The organism is Streptomyces sp. NBC_01214 (genome assembly GCF_026340975.1).
GTDB lineage: Bacteria > Actinomycetota > Actinomycetes > Streptomycetales > Streptomycetaceae > Streptomyces.
Genome location: NZ_JAPEOS010000003.1, coordinates 24,210 through 41,638 on the forward strand (window position 1 = coordinate 24,210; position 17,429 = coordinate 41,638).

The 17,429-nt window shown below is 70.1% G+C and carries 19 protein-coding genes and 2 pseudogenes; 12 read left to right on the forward strand and 9 right to left on the reverse strand.

Going from position 1 to position 17,429, the window contains the following annotated elements:
• Positions 1-7: 7 nt before the first annotated feature.
• The 6 genes and pseudogenes from OG594_RS36450 to OG594_RS36475 all read left to right on the forward strand — a co-directional run bounded on the left by OG594_RS36450 (position 8) and on the right by OG594_RS36475 (position 2,903).
• On the forward strand, positions 8-418 hold the full coding sequence (locus OG594_RS36450; protein ID WP_208869365.1) for a MerR family transcriptional regulator: 411 nt from the start codon (positions 8-10) through the stop codon (positions 416-418).
• A 51-nt stretch (positions 419-469) separates the two neighbouring features.
• Positions 470-601 (forward strand): hypothetical protein, encoded by a 132-nt coding sequence (locus OG594_RS36455; protein WP_266354032.1) that lies wholly within the window; start codon positions 470-472, stop codon positions 599-601.
• A 205-nt stretch (positions 602-806) separates the two neighbouring features.
• Positions 807-926 (forward strand): annotated as a pseudogene (locus OG594_RS36460) (Na+/H+ antiporter NhaA); the annotation flags it as partial.
• A gap of 353 nt (positions 927-1,279) precedes the next feature.
• Positions 1,280-1,645 (forward strand): DUF317 domain-containing protein, encoded by a 366-nt coding sequence (locus OG594_RS36465; protein WP_266444623.1) that lies wholly within the window; start codon positions 1,280-1,282, stop codon positions 1,643-1,645.
• A 136-nt stretch (positions 1,646-1,781) separates the two neighbouring features.
• Positions 1,782-2,108, forward strand: coding sequence for a hypothetical protein (locus tag OG594_RS36470; protein ID WP_244290828.1), 327 nt, complete (start codon positions 1,782-1,784; stop codon positions 2,106-2,108).
• 234 nt (positions 2,109-2,342) lie between these two features.
• Positions 2,343-2,903, forward strand: coding sequence for a DUF317 domain-containing protein (locus OG594_RS36475; protein WP_266354105.1), 561 nt, complete (start codon positions 2,343-2,345; stop codon positions 2,901-2,903).
• A gap of 192 nt (positions 2,904-3,095) precedes the next feature.
• Here the strand turns inward: OG594_RS36475 and OG594_RS36480 are convergent, their stop codons facing one another.
• From OG594_RS36480 to OG594_RS36520, 9 genes and pseudogenes are all read right to left on the reverse strand, one after another.
• Positions 3,096-3,881, reverse strand: a complete 786-nt coding sequence (locus tag OG594_RS36480; RefSeq protein WP_158711864.1) for a hypothetical protein — start codon at positions 3,879-3,881, stop codon at positions 3,096-3,098.
• A 95-nt stretch (positions 3,882-3,976) separates the two neighbouring features.
• The gene (locus tag OG594_RS36485; protein WP_244290823.1) at positions 3,977-4,408 is read right to left on the reverse strand and encodes a hypothetical protein; all 432 of its coding nucleotides are present in this window, start codon (positions 4,406-4,408) and stop codon (positions 3,977-3,979) included.
• 101 nt (positions 4,409-4,509) lie between these two features.
• Entirely contained in the window at positions 4,510-6,219 is a 1,710-nt protein-coding gene (locus OG594_RS36490; RefSeq protein WP_266606718.1) for a mobilization protein, read from the reverse strand.
• A gap of 14 nt (positions 6,220-6,233) precedes the next feature.
• On the reverse strand, positions 6,234-6,563 hold the full coding sequence (mobC, locus tag OG594_RS36495; RefSeq protein ID WP_252310314.1) for a plasmid mobilization relaxosome protein MobC: 330 nt from the start codon (positions 6,561-6,563) through the stop codon (positions 6,234-6,236).
• Between the two features lie 452 nt (positions 6,564-7,015).
• Complete coding sequence (locus tag OG594_RS36500; RefSeq protein ID WP_266354034.1) at positions 7,016-7,207, reverse strand: hypothetical protein; 192 nt, start codon at positions 7,205-7,207, stop codon at positions 7,016-7,018.
• Positions 7,208-7,800: 593 nt separating this feature from the next.
• Positions 7,801-8,220 (reverse strand): annotated as a pseudogene (locus OG594_RS36505) (DUF2637 domain-containing protein); the annotation flags it as partial.
• A 91-nt stretch (positions 8,221-8,311) separates the two neighbouring features.
• Positions 8,312-8,956, reverse strand: a complete 645-nt coding sequence (locus tag OG594_RS36510; protein ID WP_252310317.1) for a WhiB family transcriptional regulator — start codon at positions 8,954-8,956, stop codon at positions 8,312-8,314.
• A 112-nt stretch (positions 8,957-9,068) separates the two neighbouring features.
• A complete protein-coding gene (locus tag OG594_RS36515) occupies positions 9,069-9,824 on the reverse strand; it encodes an ATP-binding protein (RefSeq protein WP_033221511.1) in 756 nt (251 codons plus the stop codon).
• Complete coding sequence (locus OG594_RS36520) at positions 9,821-10,960, reverse strand: hypothetical protein (protein ID WP_266606719.1); 1,140 nt, start codon at positions 10,958-10,960, stop codon at positions 9,821-9,823. Before OG594_RS36520 ends, OG594_RS36515 begins: the two co-directional genes overlap by 4 nt.
• Positions 10,961-11,996: 1,036 nt before the next feature.
• Between OG594_RS36520 and OG594_RS36525 the strand changes: the two genes are divergently transcribed.
• From OG594_RS36525 to OG594_RS36550, 6 genes are all read left to right on the forward strand, one after another.
• Entirely contained in the window at positions 11,997-13,343 is a 1,347-nt protein-coding gene (locus OG594_RS36525; protein ID WP_266444636.1) for a helix-turn-helix transcriptional regulator, read from the forward strand.
• 229 nt (positions 13,344-13,572) lie between these two features.
• On the forward strand, positions 13,573-13,998 hold the full coding sequence (locus OG594_RS36530) for a thioesterase family protein (RefSeq protein WP_266444638.1): 426 nt from the start codon (positions 13,573-13,575) through the stop codon (positions 13,996-13,998).
• Positions 13,999-14,513: 515 nt separating this feature from the next.
• Positions 14,514-14,855: a metalloregulator ArsR/SmtB family transcription factor gene (locus OG594_RS36535; RefSeq protein WP_033221504.1), complete on the forward strand. Its 342-nt coding sequence runs from the start codon at positions 14,514-14,516 to the stop codon at positions 14,853-14,855.
• A gap of 74 nt (positions 14,856-14,929) precedes the next feature.
• A complete protein-coding gene (locus tag OG594_RS36540) occupies positions 14,930-16,585 on the forward strand; it encodes a SulP family inorganic anion transporter (protein ID WP_266445582.1) in 1,656 nt (551 codons plus the stop codon).
• A complete protein-coding gene (locus tag OG594_RS36545) occupies positions 16,582-17,004 on the forward strand; it encodes a pyridoxamine 5'-phosphate oxidase family protein (RefSeq protein WP_033221501.1) in 423 nt (140 codons plus the stop codon). Before OG594_RS36540 ends, OG594_RS36545 begins: the two co-directional genes overlap by 4 nt.
• On the forward strand, positions 17,001-17,426 hold the full coding sequence (locus tag OG594_RS36550; protein ID WP_208869364.1) for an ATP-binding protein: 426 nt from the start codon (positions 17,001-17,003) through the stop codon (positions 17,424-17,426). Before OG594_RS36545 ends, OG594_RS36550 begins: the two co-directional genes overlap by 4 nt.
• The last annotated feature ends 3 nt before the right edge of the window (positions 17,427-17,429 follow it).

Below are 17,429 nucleotides of genomic sequence, written 5' to 3' on the forward strand. Positions count from 1 at the left end.
CGCGGGCGTGGACGACAGGCACATGCAGATCGGCGAGGTCGCCGCGCGGACAGAGCTGTCCCTGCGCACCATCCGGCACTACGAGGAGACCGGTCTGGTCGTCCCTTCGGCCCGCTCGCAGGGCGGCTTTCGCCTCTACACCGAGACCGACGTCGCCCGGCTCATGGTCATCCGCCGCATGAAGCCGCTCGGCTTCACCCTCGATCAGATGCGCGACCTCCTGGATGCCACCGACCGCCTCGACAACGAGTCCGGCCTTGACACCGGGGAGCGCGAGATCCTGCTGGGGCGGGTGCGGGAGTTCGAGCAGGCCGCCGCCGAGCAGGTCGACAAGCTCCGCGTCCAGCTGGCCCGCGCCGAGGACTTCGCCGAAACGCTCCGTACGCGCCTGCACCAGGCCGCACCGGCCGGGTCCTGACCCGAGATGCCCCGCCGCCCCGGCCGCTGTCCGGCCTCGCCCCTGCTGGTGATGGGCGTAATCCTCACGATCGCGGGCGCCGCCCTCTACGCGATGCCTGCCGAACGGACTGGCCTGTACGCGGCCGCCGCACTGGCGCTCGGCGCCGTCGCTGCTTGGTGGTGCGCCTCCCGCCAGGGCTGATCACAACCTGACACCGATGTGATCATGCGGAAGCGCGCGGGGCAGGCAGCCTGGCCACCGGTGGATACGGTGTAAAGAACGCGTCAAGAGTGGCGCGCGGTGTGCCGGGAAGTCTGGTCGGCGTCCTGGGGGCAGGCTGCCCTCTCGTCGCTGAAACCCTCCGGAGGCTCACGGCCATGGCCGGCACCCGTTCCCCTTCCTCGGGCTGCTCCCTCTGCCCGAACGGCAGGCGATCACCCGCGCCCTGCGCACTGAGACCGTAGGCGGCCTGGTCCTCCTCGGCGCAGCCGTCCTCGCGCTGATCTGGGCCAACAGCCCGTGGAGCGCGGCCTCTGGGTGGCGGGCAAGGCTCTTGGGTAAAACCCGCGCAGCTCGCGCAATCCGCCGCATCAGCCGCCCTCCTGGTGGCGGTGGGTGAAGCCGGTGACTGGTTGCGGCGACGCTGGACCGCACGACGAACCGGCCGCGCGCCCTAACGTTCGCCCGCCGTCGTGCGGTGACTTCGTCTCACACGGCGGCTTTGCGTGAGTCGGTTGTTGAGAGCCCACAGCACTGCCCCAAGGTCGAGTTCGCCGGTGGCAGACAGGAAAGTCCCCGCAAGGACTGGTGCAGCGTTGGAGTGCATGTCAACCTAGACGACCTTCCCCCGACTCGGGGTTTTCCCAGGTCAGAGAGGTGATGCTTGTGGCCGTGGAGCTGTCGAACGCCGGATTTCGCACCACGATCGAGAGGTTGCGCTTGCATAGCTGGCTTTTGGGGCCCGGTCAGCCGACCGAGGTCATCGACTGCTTCCCCGAGGCGAACGGCGACTTCACCCTCATCGTCGACGACAGGGCCGACACCCATATCTCCTCGGCCGACGGCAGGCTCTATCTCGGGTGGTTTCCCGACGGCCGCCCCGGGGCCGAGGACGAGGGCTGGGTCCTGGCCGTCACCGGCACCGCGAAGGTTCCCGGCTACCGTGTCGTCTTCGACCCGCAAACCCCGGCACGGCTCGTGGTCGCTACCGTTTCCGAGGTGCTCGCCACCGCTCGACGGCAGTAGTGCCCACGCCGCCTGGAGGCCGGTGCGCTCGCCTCCCGTTCTCCATTGGCTCGCGCGTCCTTCCGTGGTCCGTTCCCGCAGGCCGCGCGGCGCACATTCGCACCCACCACAACGCTTTCCACCTGTGAGGAGAACCGTGGCCCCCCAGCCCGAGCCCGGCGCCGAGATGACCGTCGCCGACCTGATGGAACGACTGTCTGCGGCAGCCCCTGCCGCCCGCGTTCGGCTCGCGATCAATCCTTTCTTTCCCATGGCTCACAAGATGGGCACGGTGACAGTGGGCACGGAGCAGGACGGGAGCCCGATTGTCTATCTTGCCGAGGGCGCGGAGGCGGTGCAGTACGGGTACCTCCCCAGGCCAGTCGCCGAAGCCCTTACCTGGATGCCTCCGGTCGAGCCGCCTGTCCGTGGACGGCGGCTGCGCGCCGTCTCCGACGACGATACGAGCCGCGACACTCCCTGACGACAAGGAGCACTTCTGCCCCCGTCCCCTGATTTCCCTTCCCTTCCCGCGTACTGGGTCACCCCGCGCCATCTCGCTGGCGATGACGGCCTCCTTGCTGACCAGGTCGGCTCCCACCTCACCGCGGCGGGCTGGACCAGCCTCACCCTCGTCCGGGGCCGACGTGAGCCCGACGAATCGGACGACGCCCGGCAGGTTCTCCGCAGCACCGTCCTGTACATCGCTTCGGACGCACTGAGCTGGGCGCAGTGGGTGCTGGCCGACGAGCCCATCCTCCTGGGCGATCAGCCGGTGGCATGGACGGTTTCTGCCCGCGCCACCCCCACCAGCCTTCCCCAGTGGAATGCGTACTTCTCCGTCGGCACCCCGTCCGAGGCTGTCACCGACTTCCTGCTCGCCCTGGAGGACCGCCCGGATCCCGCCCACGGCTACGCCGGACCGCAGGTGGTTCTCGACGCGCTGGTCGGCAGCGGCTGGATCGGTGACATCGATAACCCAACCGCCATGTCCGACCCGCGGCTGGCCGCCACCATGGCCTTGACCGCTTTGCCGGATGAGGGCATTCAGGACGGCGACCCGCTCGTCCTTGATCCTGAGGCGGAAGCGGCGGGATGGCAGGCATGGTGTGAACCACGGATGGGCGCTGGTCTCCTGTGGGCTGCCATGTTCTCCGCCAGTACGCCGCATGATCTCGTTGCGGCCTTCGCCGCCTCTCTGGCCTCACCCGCACCGGTGCTGCGCCACTCCTTGCCGGAGAGCAGCGAGGGCCAGCTCACTGTGCAGCCGACTGTCTGATACGCCGACGGCCGGACCCCCATGGGTCCGGCCGTCGGCCTTTTCCTAGCAGTACGCTCATCGATCGATTTGCCGCTCTAGGAGACGGTCGCGATGCTGCCGACGACCGATGACCGACGACCCGCCCGGCCTCAGCGCTTGTGTGCGAGTCCGGCGGGGCGCCAGGCTCAGGCGGTCGCCTCTGGCCACCGGTCAGCGGCCGTGACCCGTGGTACCTCCGGGCGGTTGGTCGCCGGGCTGGTGCCAGTGCGCAGCTGGAAGACTCCCGTCTGCGGCCAGGTCTTCCGTGAGATGGGTAGCAGGCTCAGCGGGCCGATGCCTTGGCCAGGGCGGTCTGCCCGTGGACCGCGACTTCCGCCGGGCTGCCGGAGACGACCAGCAGCACGGCCCGTCGCGAATCACGTTCTGCTGGACGACGGTGCGCCGCCCGTCGGCGGTGACGGTGAGGGCCGGTCCCCACTGCTTGTCACCGAGACGGGGCACCGGCACCGTCTGGGTGCGGACCTCTGCCACGGTGGTGGCGGTGACCAGCTGGTACGAAGGGCAGGCGCCCATCGCGGTCATGATCCGTCCGACTCCCACAGCAAGGTCCTTGGGCGGCGCGGAGTACAGCTCCTCGGCCAGCTGGGTGCCGCCGGGGCCGGAGAAGACCCGCTTCCCCTGGTTCGGGAACACCGCGTACGGGTTGCCCGCGGCGCTGCCCAGCTGCTCCAGCTGCGGGCAGCCCACGACGGACGCCTCGGGCGAAGCCGCGGATGCAGCGGGGCGGGCAGCGATGCCGGGGCCGAGATCGTCGGCGGTGAGCAGCCGGTCCGCCAGCCGCTCCGACGGCAGCACTTCGTGGTCGCTGGCGGTGGGTATGGAGGCTTCCGCCCGAGGTGCTGCAGACGCCGTGGCGGAGGGCGGGGCGGACCAACTGGTCAGCGCCCAGAGGGCGAGGCAGGTGCTGGTGAGGACGGTGGAATGGCGCAGGCGCATTCGGGTTCTCTGGGTCGGATGCGGGTGTGCTGACCGTGGCCGACTCCTCAGAGCGGCAGGGAAGGAACACAAGAGTCCATGGGCGCGGTACCCGCTCAGTGGCCGATGGAGCGCAGGCCCTCCTCGAGCGTGCCGAACTTGCCATTGCTCGGGCCGCTGTTGCGGTTGTACCAGGCCACGTCCAGCCGCGGCTCCAAGGTCTCGTGGCCGGCGCGGCAGCGCAGCCAGATCCGCCCCTCAGTGCACAGGACGACCCAGTCCCGGTACGCCGCGCACTGCGGGCAGGCACGGACATCGCCTTCGACGACCAGGAGGCGCGGCCACGGCATGAGCCGGCCCGCCAGGTCGTCATCGGTGTCCATGCGGAACTCCGGCGGCAGGAAGTCGTCCACCACCGGGGCGGCCGGAGCGGGGGCGGGCGTCTGCTGCACCGGGTCGGGCCACTGCGGTTCCGGGTGCGCCAGCCACGGGACACCCGTCGGCCCCAGCTCCGAACGCTCCTGCTTGGCCTTCCTGCGACCGAACACTTGGGCTCCCCTCCCAGTCGGCTCCCCGCACACGGCGGTGGGTCAAGAAGCGTGCCCCATAGGCCCCACCAGCGGCAACTCGCGAACTCCTGAAAGCCAGGTCACCTCCGGCGGCGCTGCGTGCCCTTCGCTGCCGGGCTCTCGGCCTTCGGTCCGGCGCCGCCCGACGAGGCGGTGGCGCCTTCGGGCAAGGCCATCGTCTGGGCGTCGGCCGGCAGGTCCGCAGCGCGGCGCAGCCGCCACACCAGCACGTCGGACACCGACTCGGCGCTCCCCAGCTCCCGTCGGGTGGCGGCGTCGGCCAGCAGGGCGGTGGCGTCGTATCCGGCTGCCTCGGCATCGGCCAGGGTCGCCGCCAGCGCCGACCATCCGGCTTCGGCCAGGACCTGCTCCGCCAGCTCAGCCGGCAGCGCTTCCCGGACTCGGAGGACCTGGCGGCGCAGCACTGGAAGGGCCAGCGACCGGCCCCGTACGGCGAGCACGCCCATCGGCTGCGCGGAGGCGGCCCGGTAGGCCGTGCGCAGGTGATGGGCAGCCTGCTGGGCGGCAGAGGCCTGCTGGGCGTGTGCCTTCTTCCCGTGCCAGTGCGCGGCTACGGTCACCAGGAAGAACACGGCGTCGATCACCATTGCGGTCGTCGCCCCGTCCTCGCCCCGCCCGAGTGCAGGACCGCTGTAGACGAGGTCGCGGGCAGCCTGGCGAAGGGCCCGGTCGTGACCGCGTTCGGCCCGCACGTGGGAGCGGGAGGCTCGTTCGAACAGGAATGCGGCGTCTCGTAGTTCGCGCCGGGTGTGGGCGGCGGACGTCTTCGAGAGCGCGTCCAGGACCTCACCGGCAGCGGCGATGTATGCCGCGGCCACCCCGTCGTCCGCCCCGTCCATGACCAGCACCGCCTGCCACAGCGCCGTGCTTGCCCGGCGCCGCGCCGATGCGGGCCCCGACGGCACCGACTGCTCAGCGCCCTGACTGGTCCGGCGGCCGGACCAGCGCTCCCGGATCCGCGGCAGGGATAGGTCCGGGCCCAACTTCGAGCCCGGGTAGAAGACCGGTTCCCCTTGGGCGTTGACGTCTCCGGGCAGCGCGACCGTGTACCCGAGGAGGTCACCGGACGGTGCGACGCGCGTGCGCACCAGAACGCCGGCGTCGCCCAGGCGGTCGAAGAACTCCTTCTCGTTCTCGGCGCCGGCCACGGCACGCCGGACGGTCTCGCGGAGTTCCTCGCGGGGGGTGCGCTCGCGGCCCTGGCGGGCGGCCTTGTGGCGTTCGGCGCTGGTGGGCCGCTTGGCGGCGGTGCCGTCACCGGGGTTGAGGCGGCGCAGCCCCAGTTCCTCTTCCAGGCGGCGGGCCTCGGCCTGGACGCGGACGGCGTCGAAGTCGAGTTCCGGACGGTTGCCGTCCTCGCGTACCAGGGTGGCGAGGATGTGGATGTGGTCGTCCGCGTGCCGTACGGCGACCCAGCGGCAGCCGGAGCCTTGGTCGGGGTCGTCGATGCCGGCGGCGGCGACCATGCGGCGGGCGACGTCGCCCCATTCCTCGTCGGACAGGGTCCGGTCGGTGGGGCCGTTGCGAACCGACAGGTGCCACACGTGCTTCGCCGGCCGCTCGTCTTCGGCGAGCAGCGCCAGGGGCTGGTCGAGGAGTTGCTGGAGCTGCTTGTACGTGACCTCGGGATCGCGGCCGGGGTCGGGGGCGCCATGGTCCCAGGAGGCCACCAGGTGCGGGTCGACGTGCTCCTCGGCCTTGCCGGGCCCGTACAGGTAGCACAGGAGGCCGATGGTGCGCTGCCCGCGCTTGTGGATTTTGGGGACCATGGTGGTGTGGAGTCCTAGTTGTGTTCGAGGAGCTGGGCGGTGGCGCCCTGGACGCGGGCGGAGGCGCGGTGGACCGCGTCGAGCACGGCGTCGAGCTGGGCGTCGGGCGGCTGGGCACCGGAGTTGATCGCGCGGACCAGCTGGTTCAGGTTGTTGCCGATCTGTCCGAGGTGGCGACGGGCAGCGAACAGCTCGGCGACCATCTCGCGGCGCCCTGCGATGGCCGCAGCGCTGGTCTGCGGATCGCGGGAGGCGCTGAGGGCGGCGCGGGCGAAGAAGCCGGCGAGGGTGACGCCGGCTGTCTTGGCAGCGGTCGCGACGAGCACGAGCTCGTCGTCGCTCATACGGACGCTGCACACGTTGGGGCGCTGACGGCGCTTGTACGTACGGCGTCGCGTACGGGCGGCTGAGGGTGCAGCTGAGGCTGACGCGGCTTCGTGCGTGGGTTGTTGGTCCCCTCCTGGCTGCGATCCGCCCTCGGTCGCAGCCTCCTCGTCGGGCGTCCCCCGGCGCCGGACGAGGCCCTGCCCACCAGGGGCAGGGAACCCTTTGGACACTCCGCCGATGGTGGAGTGCCCAAAGGGATAACTTGCTCCTCCTGGGAGTGAGTTGACGTCGGGAGAACGGTCCTCGCGGGCGCAGGATTCGGCCGACCTGACGGTCCTGTTCAGCTCCGGTTCGCGCTGGTGTTCAGCAGACTGCATGGGCGCTTTGGCTCCTTCCGGGAGGCCAGGTGGTGGGGGAACGGGACGGCGGCCCTGGTACTGGTCCAGGCCGCCGTCGGGACAGGGTTTGGTCACTGGCACAGGGCGCAGCGCTCGAAGTGCCTGGCCAGGGCCCTGGCCATGTTCTGCTTCATGCCCCAGGCGTGCCGGGTGCTCGCCTTCGCCGCGCTGCTGCCCTCGTGCCGGGCGGCATGGCCGCGCAGGAAGGCGATGTCGCGCTCGTATCCGGCCTTCATGTCGGCGAGTCGGGTGCAGGTCTTCATCGGTGGGTGGCTCCTTCGTGGGACTTGGGGGAGGCGGTCGCAGAGCGAAGCGCGGTCAGGACGGGGCCAATGTGCTCGTTGCCGAGGGGGATGCCGCGGGCGCGCATGATGCTCCGCAGCTGGGTTCGGGTGATCTGCTCGTTCCCATCCGCAGCCAGGGCTGCGGGGACGTCCGGGAGGACCAGCTCGACAACCTCTTCCTCGGACAGGCGGCGCGGTCCGGTCCGGCGCTCGGACCGTCCGGCGTGGACCTTCGCCCGGACGGTCCGGGGACGTACCGGTCCGGTCCGAGTCCGCCGCGGTCCGGGTTTCGGGCTGGGGCGGTCCGGTCCGGCGGGGGTGTCGGTCCGGGTTTCGTCGTGGTCCGGGTTCGGTCCGGTCCGGGTCTTTGCCGGGTCTGGTGGTGCGGTGGTCCGGCTTGGGTCCGGGGCCGGTCCGGGTTTCGGGCTGGGGCGGTCCGGTCCGGCGGGGGTGTCGGTCCGGGTTTCGTCGTGGTCCGGGTTCGGTCCGGTCCGGGTCTCTGCCGGGTCCGGTGGTGCGGTGGTCCGGCGCGGGCCGGGGCCGGTCCAGGTTTCGGTTGGGCCGTTCCGCAGGGGCCGGGCGATGCGCTGGTGGATCTGCCGCATCAGGACTCCGAAGGCCAGCATCGCGCCCGTCGGAGGGACGGCTGCGACCACGTAGTCCAGGAGCGGGACCGGACTGCCGGTGGTGCCGCTGACGCCGGCGACGTTCAGCGCGATCGATCCGGCCGACCCTGCGGCCGTCAGCCCGATTGCCCACCAGTCCGTCACCCGGCGCAGACCCGCTCGCAGCATCAGCAGCTCGCCGGCCACGATGAACATGTCCAGCGTGGCAGGCCAGGCCCACTGCCGGATGGGCGAGCGGTCCAGGCCGTGCCTCCCAGCGACTTCGGCGAGGTGGGCGTAGGAGAGCCAGAATCCGGCGCCGGTCAAGACGATGATCACCGTCCCGGCAGCGATCAGGGCGTATCGGTCGGCGGTCTCCTCGGTCAAGGGCTCCCTTTCTCCGGGCTTGCTGTGGGGCGTGGTGTGTGGCCGTCGGCGGCGCGCATGGCCGACCGGGCGGGAGGTGGCGCCGGGCAGGTCATGCCGCCTTCCGCAGAGCGTCGTTGAGCTCGCGCGTCTGGGCCTGGCGCGGCACCTGGCAGAACGTTTCCTCGGGTGCGCTTCCGTGGTCGTCCTCGTCGTTGCTGCCGGCGGGGCTGGCCTGGCTGTCCGCGGCGGGGACCTTCCAGTACCGGTCGCGGTCTGCCACTGCGTGCGCCGCCCGGCGCAGGAGGTCGCGGGCGTGGTCGAAATCGACCCCGAGGACGTAGGCCAGCCGTGAGGTGCTCCAGCCGCGTACGTGGGCGGCGCGGGTGACGGCGTCGCGCTCGGCGGCAGAAAGGTGGACGTCCCGGCCCATGAGGGCGGCGCGGACCCGCTGGTAGTCGAGTCGCTTGGCGACCTTGGCCCGCCAGGGCTTGCGTTCCGCCTCGGTCAGCCCGCCCCACAGGCCCCAGCGGATGTCGTTGTCCATGGCATGGGTGAAGCATTCCTGCCGCACGGGGCAGGCGCCGCACAAGGTCTTGGCCTCGGCGATGTCGGCGTGGGCCCGCGGCGCGGGGAAGAACATCCGGTCCGCTTCGGCAGTGTCCAGGTCGTGGCAGTTCCCTCGGTCGTGCCACGAGATGTCGGCGATGCCACGCAGGTCGGGCACGGGCTGGGTGTTGGTGGTGATTTGGCGCATGGGATGGGTCTCCAGGGCATGCCGGATAGCGGCGCGCGGGTGCGGCACGCAGCGGTGGGTGCCAGCTGACCGGCTCGCTGGCCGGGCGGTGGAAGGTGGTGGGCGCAGGTGGTCAGGCGGCGCGGAAGCGGCGGTCAGGGCCGTCGAGGTGGACCGGGGTACACATGCCGGATAGGCGGGAGATCACTCGGTCGCCGACCTTGTCCCGCAGCACCGGCTGCCCGGTCGCCATCCCAGGGGTACGCACCGGCGGCAGGTTGGAGGTGACGATCGTCGGCATCTGGTTCTGCGCCCGCCAGTTCAGCAGGCGGAAGGTGATCTCCTCGTTCCACTCGGAGGCCTTCGCGGCGCCGAGGTCGTCCAGGAGCAGCAGCGGGATCCGTACGATCCGGCGCAGCAGGTACTCGGGATCGCCACCGCCCCGGGCCCGCATCTCGCCGTACAGGTCGGCGGCGGTCGTGGCGTGCCAGCGCACCCCGCACCCGGAGGCGGTCAAGGCGCGGATCGCGGCGTACGCCTGGTGTGTCTTGCCGGCGCCGGTGGAGCCCCACAGCAGCAGGCTGCGGCCGTGGGTGATCTCCCGCTGCCCGGCAGCCCCGAAGTGCGGGTTCAGCGGGTTCGCCGCGTGGCCGACGGCGCTGCCGGCGATGGTGCGGACCCAATCGGCTACGGCTGGGTGCTCGACGCGAGCCTCGCGGTAATCGCGCGGGATTCGCAGCTGAGCGGCCTCAAGCGCGGGGATCGCTTCCGGGGTGTCCGCGATTGGGGCGGTGGGGTCGATGCCGCGCTCGGCGAGCTTGCGCCGCATCCAGGCCATCGCAGCGTTGTCCGCAGTGGTCTGGGGGTCGGCGAGCCTGGTGCGGTTCACAGGGCGACTCCGAAGATTCCGGCGGGCTCGGTGGGGTTGCGGTACGGCGTGTAGGCGGGGGAGGCGCTGGTCCAGGGCCCCGCGCCGGAGGCGGAGGACGGGTTCGAGCTCGACGACGGTGCTGGCCCGGAGTTGAGGAACTCGTTGACCAGGCTCGGCAGGACGCTGGGGTTCAGCCCCTTGGCTCGCAGCCGTTCCAGTGCCGGCCTCAGGACGTCGGGGCCGTAGCCCTCGTCCAGCAGCGTGCGGATCTCTTTGCCCAGGTGCCCGAGGACCTTCTTCGGCGGACGCCCTCCGGGGCAGTCACGCAGGTACTCGGCCATCAGGACCTTCGCCGACCACTCGCTTGCGTCGGCTGCTTCGAGCACCGTTTCCGGGGAGGAGCTGAGTGCGGGCGCCTCGCGCTCCCTACGGGAAGATCCAGGATCCAAGATCCTAGATCCAGACCGTGACTCCTCAGTGAATGTGGCGCCCATCACGTCATCTGCTCGGCCTGTACCGCCCTGACCTGCAGATTCCTTCGCGGGTGTTACGGGGGGCGGGCAGGGGGGCGATGTGGCCTCGGTCTCACGCTCCTGGGTGGGAGTGGTGTGCATCACGGTGGGGGTGGAAGCGGGTGAATCGGACGGAACGGTTCGCGTGAGTGCTCCGTGAGCATTCGCGGAATCGCCTCCGCCGACGATGCCGGCGGGCGCCCCGTGGACTTCGGAGGGCGCCTGTCGTGGGCTGGCCGCCGCAGGGATCTGGGTGTGGCACTGGGGACGGTCGCACTCGCCGCACGCCTTCGCCGCCTCGTGGGTCGGGCAGCGGGGCAGTCGCGAGTCTGAAGCACGGTTGATCTTCTGATGCCGGTCCCAAGTCACGATGTGCAGCCAGGACTTGCCGTCGCAGCCGGTGTACCGGCACACCAGGCCGGCCCCGGCCAGCTGCTCCAAGTCACGGGCGACGTGCGCGGGGGTGTGCTCCGGGCGCAGCGCCCACAGCCGCCCCGCGATCACGGCCGGATGGTCGCGGAACCGGCCGGAGTCGTCCGCCTGGGTCAGCAGCCCGAAGAACGTGAGCACCGCGGTGACATCGACGGCGGCAAGGTCCTCGGACTCGAAAGCCTCGGGCTTGATGGTGCGAATGCGTGCCATCAGCTTTCACCCCCGCACCGGAGGCCCGAAATGGGCGGGTGAGCGGTATCCGCTCCACAGTCCGCAGCGGCGGCCCGAGGATCCGGCCTTTCGCGCAGGGGCGTGCCCATGCAAAACTCTCCCTGAGTGATGCCGCAGCCGGTGTGCCCCGTTGGAAGGGCCGGCGCGGTGATGACGGGTCTCTCCGGCCTTTGCCTCGGCTGGAGATAAGACTCTTCGCGTCCGGCGCCCGGGAGTTGCCTCTCCCGGGCGCCGATTGCTTTTACGGAATAGCCGCTCGGTGCGTCCTGCATGCGTTCCAATCGCCGGTCACCGGGTTGCCTCCCGGTGGGGGACGACGAACATACGCAGACGCCCGCACAAGATCCAGACCTGGCTCTACGGACCGTGAAAAGATGTACACGCCAAGCATTTTGCTGCCGTGTTAGCGCGTGTGGATGTGAGCCGCTGTTCGGTGGCGCCGCCCATGCGCACTCCGGGCGCCGCAATAAAGATCTTCAAAAGAGCCCCCACGTTCATGAACCGGCAGGCTGTCGCTCTGTACCGGCTGGTCAGGTTTGGATTTAAGCCCGCAGGCAAAGGCTTCGTCAACGGCATCTCAAGAGTGAATCCACGCGCGTAGATGGATGTGTGGGATGTGTGGAGGTCACATGGGGAGTCCTGGTAACGCCCCTTACTCTCAAGGGGGTTGGATAGCGCCATCTAGCTTGCTTCGGTGATCGTCTGTGGCGTGAATGATCATTCACCACCTTGCAAGAAAAACCGGCAAGGATTTGCCGCTTTCTCGATCATGGAAAACCGCAGGTGAGGGAATGTCCGGATTCGCCGTGGAGGGCCACCGGGTGTCGGCGGACATGGTTGCACGTTTAACCAACGGCCCTGTGGTCGAGGCCACAAATTACTGATCGGTACTACTTGGGCGTATCGTCTTTGTGGGAGACACCAGGCCGGGGGGCCAGCATTCACGCTGCCCCCCGTTTTTCATGCCCTCAGGCAGGTGCCTCCCGTGTAAAACACGGAGACAAGGAAGAGCCTCATGGTTGCTCAGGGGATAGTCCCCTTCGGCGATGACCGCGCCGAGAACAAGGGCGCACGCGGCGGAGAAATCGCCGGTCAGTTCATGGGGTTCGGTGGCTGGCTCAAGCGATGGCGCCAAGCGGCGGGGATCACCCAGGCCCCGGTGGCCAAGGCCCTCGGTATGGGGGTGCGGACCTACCGCAACGTGGAGAAGGGGGCCGTTCCGCCCCGGTTCACCAAGCCCCAGTGCGAAGCGCTCGCGGATCTGCTCGGGCTCGACAAGAGCGAGCGCCACGCCCTGCTGCTCTACAACATCGGCACCACGCTCGACGGTGACCCGCAGATCGACGCCAGTCCGGAGCTGCGCCGGGCACTTCGCCTTCTGATCGACAGGCAGATGCCCTCGCCTACGTACCTGACCGACCGCAATTGGAACATCCTCGCGTACAACGCGGCGATGGCCGAGTGGTGGCCCTGGGTCATGGAGCCGCGCGCCAACCTCATGCGCTGGGCCCTGACGAACCCCGAGGCCCGCACCCAATACCACGACTGGGAAATGCACGCCGCGGCCTACATCCGTTTGCTGAAGTTCGCCCAGGCCACCCACAAGGACAACGTCGAGCTCATCGACCTGATCGCCGAGGTTCGCCAGAACCCGGACGTCGAGCGGATATGGCGCACCGAGGCCGACCTGGAGGCCGACAGGGACGGCCACGTCTTCCGGATGATCATCCCTGCCCTGGGCTGGGAAACCGTCGAAGTCGTCTCCCACGTCCTGTACCCGGCGTCGATGCCGCACTGCCGGTTCGTGGTGATCACCTGGGTCGAGGCCGAGTCCTCCGATGACGAGACCGACGCCCTGGGTGGCAAGCGGAACGCCTGGGCCCATGCCGATCCCAGCACGTCCACTCCGCAGCCCTCTGCCCAGGCCGAAGCCGATGCCGCCCGCCGCCGCGCGGCCCGCGCGCTCACCGCCCGCCTCGTCGTCGACAGCGCAGACGAAGCCGCAGCGCTCGCCGGCCCCGACGGCGTCCCGCTCCCAGCACTCAGCGTGCTGGCCGGGCCGGAGTGCCGACTCACCCTGTCGCCCGAGAATCACTCCGTGGTGTGGGCGATCCAGGAAGTCCCTGGGGAGTGGGGCATCACGCAGCTGGGTGCCGGAGCCGTCGTCGACCGCATCCACCGGCCGATCGTGGACCCCCAGGCCAGAGCGGAGCTGAAGCTACTTCTGCGCGCCTCGCTACCGGACTCCGACCAGGCGGCCATCAGCCGGCTCCACGGGCAACTGCCCCAGGTTGACCTCCGGGCCGCCCTCCTTCGCGAGATCTTCAACGACCTCCAAGAGGGCGAGGGCCCGCCCCGCTAGCCGGTGTGGATAGCCCGCCGACCAAGGAAAGTCACTTACTGTCACGCCTGATGCTGTCTCCGTTTGGGGGCCTGGGGGTCGGGGCGCGGTCGTCCGGACGACAGAGAACGTCCGGACGGCTGATCCCCGCAGCTCCTGGGCCGTAGGCGCCGGAGGGTGCGCCAGCCCGTCCTCGGATCGGCCGAGCGCCTCGAAGAGACGGCAGATCCCACGAATCTCAGGAGTCACTGTGTCCCGACACATCTACGACTGCCCCGTTCGCTGGTCGGACCTCGACGCGAACGGACACCTCAACAGCTCCCGTTACGGCGTCCTTCTGGAAGAGACCCGCATGCGCATGTTCAGCATGCTGGTCCCCAAGGACCCCGCCGAGCGCCTGGCCCGCAACTTCCTGCTGCGCGAGCAGACCATCCGCTACCAGCACCCGCTTGAGACCTGGGAGACTCCGGTCCGCATCGAAGCCTGGGTGGCTGACGTCAAGCGCGTCTCCCTCACCTTCCACTTCGAGGTCAAGGGCGACGAGCATGTCTACGCCACCGCGACCTCCGTCGTGGCCGGTTACGACTCCATCCGGGGCGGTATCCGCCGCTTCGAGCAGGATGAACTCGACGTGTTCAACAACTACGCCGACGCCACCCAGGCCGCCAACAGCTGAACCGTCGACGAGACAACGGGCGGTCCTCTTTGTGGTCTGCTCGAGGTACGCGGACGAGGGCGAGCCAGCGGCCTTTGGCCGGGGCGGCGATGCCCGAGGCGTAGATGACCATGGTTGCGGAGGCCCGGACCAGGTTCAGCAACATGGTGGCGCCCCGGAGTGGACGGGGTGGCGAGTGCTTCGATGTCGCTAGCAGCGTGTCGTAGGGCGGGGCCTGCCAGAACCGCCGGGTGTACCAGTCCTGGCAATAGCCGTAGCAGTCGCCCCACCACGGATCATGTCGGCCTGACGAGAAGTGGTGGGTGTGCCCGTCGGAGATCGAAAGGGGCCTCGCCGACGGGGGTTGCGGCGAGGTCCCGACCGAACCGTACTCCTGAGGGCGGGGGCGGGTCGCAGTATCTGTGAATTGCAGAAGTCTGCAATTTAATAGATGCTGTGATTGCTGTGTCCATAGGTAGCCGCGGCACAGCACCAGGCATTTGCCCCGCTCGGGGTGGTGAGAAGGGTGCGCGGCCATGACGGTTCCGCTGTATCAGGCCAAGGCCGAGTTCTTCCGGATGCTCGGGCACCCGGTGCGGATAAGGGTTCTGGAGCTGTTGCAGGACGGGCCGATGCCGGTGCGCGACCTGCTGGCCGCGATCGAGGTCGAGCCCTCCGCCCTGTCCCAGCAGCTCGCGGTCCTTCGGCGCTCGGGGATCGTCACCTCGACCCGCGACGGATCGACCGTGGTCTACGCACTGGCGGGCGGGGACGTTGCGCAGCTGATGCTGGCGGCGCGGCGGATCCTGACCGAGGTGCTGACCGGGCAGAGCGAGCTGCTGGAGGAACTGCGCGAGTCCGAGGTCCCGGCCTCGTGAGCGTGAATACTGCGGTGACGGCCGTGCTCGGCAGGGCCCGCTCCGTCCTGCCCGCCCGGGCCGACTACGTGGTCATGGCCCGTAGCCCCCGCCGGGATCTCCTGGCCGGGCTCACCGTGGCGATCGTCGCCCTTCCCCTCGCCCTCGGATTCGGTGTCTCCTCCGGCCTGGGCGCCGAGGCGGGGCTGGCCACCGCCGTCGTCGCGGGCGCGCTCGCCGCGCTGTTCGGCGGATCGAACCTCCAGGTTTCCGGCCCGACCGGTGCGATGACCGTGGTCCTGGTGCCGATCGTTGCCCAGTACGGGCCCGGCGGCGTCCTCACCGTCGGCCTGATGGCCGGGGTGCTGCTGGTCGGTCTCGCCCTTCTGCGGGCCGGTCAGTACATGCGGTACGTGCCGGCGCCGGTGGTGGAGGGCTTCACCCTGGGGATCGCGTGCGTGATCGGCCTCCAGCAGATACCCAACGCACTCGGGGTCGACAAGCCCGAGGGCGAGAAGGTCCTGCTCGTGGCCTGGCGGGCACTCGTGGAGTTCGTGGCCTTCCCGAACTGGACGGCGATCGGCCTCTCCGTGGGGGTCGCGGTGGTCATGCTGGCCGGAGCGCGGTGGAAGCCGACGATCCCGTTCTCCATCGTCGCGGTGATCGCCGCGACCGTGATCGTGCAGGTCTTCCGCCTTGACGAGGCGGCGCCGATCGGGGACCTGCCCTCCGGGCTCCCCGCCCCGTCCCTGGCCTTCCTCGACGCTTCCGCCTTCGGCTCGCTGCTGGCTCCGGCGGTCGCGGTCGCGGCGCTCGCCGCGCTGGAGTCCCTGCTGTCGGCGACCGTGGCGGACGGGATGACGGTGGGCCAGCAGCACGATCCGGACAAGGAACTGTTCGGGCAGGGCATCGCCAACCTCGCGGCCCCGCTGTTCGGCGGAGTTCCCGCCACCGCCGCCATCGCCCGTACCGCGGTCAACGTCCGTACCGGTGCCTCCTCCCGGCTGGCCGCGCTCACCCACGCCGCGGTGCTCGCGGTGATCGTGTTCGCCGCAGCACCCCTCGTCTCTAAAATCCCCCTCGCCGCCCTGGCCGGCGTGCTGCTGGCCACGGCGATCCGCATGGTGGAGGTCGGCTCGCTGCGCGCGATGGCGAAGGCAACCCGCTCGGATGCCGTCGTCCTCGTCCTGACCGCCGCCGCCACCCTGATCCTCGACCTCGTATACGCGGTGATCATCGGCCTCGTCGTCGCCGGAGCCCTCGCCCTGAAGGCGGTGGCGAGCCAGGCCCGGATGGAGCAGGTCGACTTCCGCCCGGACCTGCCCGGCGAGCACAGCGACGAGGAACACGCCCTGCTCGCGGAGCACATCGTCGCCTACCGCATCGACGGACCCCTCTTCTTCGCCGGCGCCCACCGCTTCCTCCTCGAACTCTCCGAAGTCGCCGACGTGAAGGTCGTCATCCTGCGCATGGCGAGGGTGACCACCCTGGACGCCACCGGCGCCCTCGTCCTCAAGGACGCCGTGGAGAAGCTGAACCGGCGCGGCATCGCCGTGATGACCTCCGGCATCCGGCCCGGCCAGCGTCAAGCCCTGGACGCCGTAGGCGCCCTGGAGCTGCTGCGCCTCAAGGGCCGCGAGTACGCCACCACCCCGGAGGCGATCGCCGGAGCCCACAAGCACCTGGAGCAGGCGGGCCTGCTGCCCCGTACGCACCACCTACCGCACCGCACCCGGAAGGCCGCTCGATGACCGTCCCCGCCGACCGCCGCATGATCGAGGTCTCCGGCACCGAAGCTCTGTGGCTCCTCGAAGGCTCCGCCCAAGGCCGCCTCGTCTACGTCCAGCGCGAGCTGGCCGTCGTCCGCCCCGCCGCACACGTGATGGAGTACGGACGGCTCGTCGTCCGCGCCCCCGTTCAAGCTGCCACGATTCCCGGACGCGCGTTGCTGACCTACCAGGTCGATGAGATCCGAACACCGGCCGGCACCGGCTGGACGGTCAGCGCGCACGGCCCGGCGGATGTCATCGCCGACCCGGATGAGGCCGCCCACTACCGGCGTACCCTGCCTGGCTGGGCGCACGGGCCCCACGACACCCTGCTGCGCCTGCACCCGCAGTCCGTTTCCGGATTCCGCCTGGCCCGCACCGCGACGGAGGCGGGCCGGTGATCGTCCAGGTCGAGACGATGCCCTACCGGCACGTGCTGGACGTGCCCGCCATGGGCTCGGCCGTCCGCATCGCCCGCGAGACCACCGAACTGGTCCTCGTGGAATGCGGGGTGGGCCTTCGCCATCCGAGCGTCGGGCCGGCGCTGCTGATCGTGGCCGAGCTGGTCACCAACGCGGTCCGCCACGCCGCCGTGTCCTCCCCGATGATCACCGTGACCTACGCGCACGGGCCGGGGGCGTTCGCGTTCGCCGTCCACGACCGCCACCCCTACCAGCCCGCCCTGTTCGGGGCGCTCGGCACCGCCCCGGGCAGCGGCCTGGCCATGGTGGTCGAGATGACCATGGAGCTCGGCGGCACCGCTGTCGTACGGGCGGATGCGGACGGTCGCGGCAAGGCCATCTGGATCACCCTTCCCCTGTGAAGC

Bases quoted from the DNA above. Each gene is read 5' to 3' on its own strand.
- OG594_RS36455 (WP_266354032.1), top strand. From the start codon at position 470: ATGGGCGTAATCCTCACGATCGCGGGCGCCGCCCTCTACGCGATGCCT.
- OG594_RS36465 (WP_266444623.1), top strand. From the start codon at position 1,280: ATGCTTGTGGCCGTGGAGCTGTCGAACGCCGGATTTCGCACCACGATC.
- OG594_RS36480 (WP_158711864.1), bottom strand. From the start codon at position 3,881: ATGCGCCTGCGCCATTCCACCGTCCTCACCAGCACCTGCCTCGCCCTC.
- OG594_RS36490 (WP_266606718.1), bottom strand. From the start codon at position 6,219: ATGGTCCCCAAAATCCACAAGCGCGGGCAGCGCACCATCGGCCTCCTG.
- mobC (WP_252310314.1), bottom strand. From the start codon at position 6,563: ATGAGCGACGACGAGCTCGTGCTCGTCGCGACCGCTGCCAAGACAGCC.
- OG594_RS36500 (WP_266354034.1), bottom strand. From the start codon at position 7,207: ATGAAGACCTGCACCCGACTCGCCGACATGAAGGCCGGATACGAGCGC.
- OG594_RS36510 (WP_252310317.1), bottom strand. From the start codon at position 8,956: ATGCGCCAAATCACCACCAACACCCAGCCCGTGCCCGACCTGCGTGGC.
- OG594_RS36520 (WP_266606719.1), bottom strand. From the start codon at position 10,960: ATGGCACGCATTCGCACCATCAAGCCCGAGGCTTTCGAGTCCGAGGAC.
- OG594_RS36525 (WP_266444636.1), top strand. From the start codon at position 11,997: ATGGTTGCTCAGGGGATAGTCCCCTTCGGCGATGACCGCGCCGAGAAC.
- OG594_RS36535 (WP_033221504.1), top strand. From the start codon at position 14,514: ATGACGGTTCCGCTGTATCAGGCCAAGGCCGAGTTCTTCCGGATGCTC.
- OG594_RS36540 (WP_266445582.1), top strand. From the start codon at position 14,930: ATGGCCCGTAGCCCCCGCCGGGATCTCCTGGCCGGGCTCACCGTGGCG.
- OG594_RS36545 (WP_033221501.1), top strand. From the start codon at position 16,582: ATGACCGTCCCCGCCGACCGCCGCATGATCGAGGTCTCCGGCACCGAA.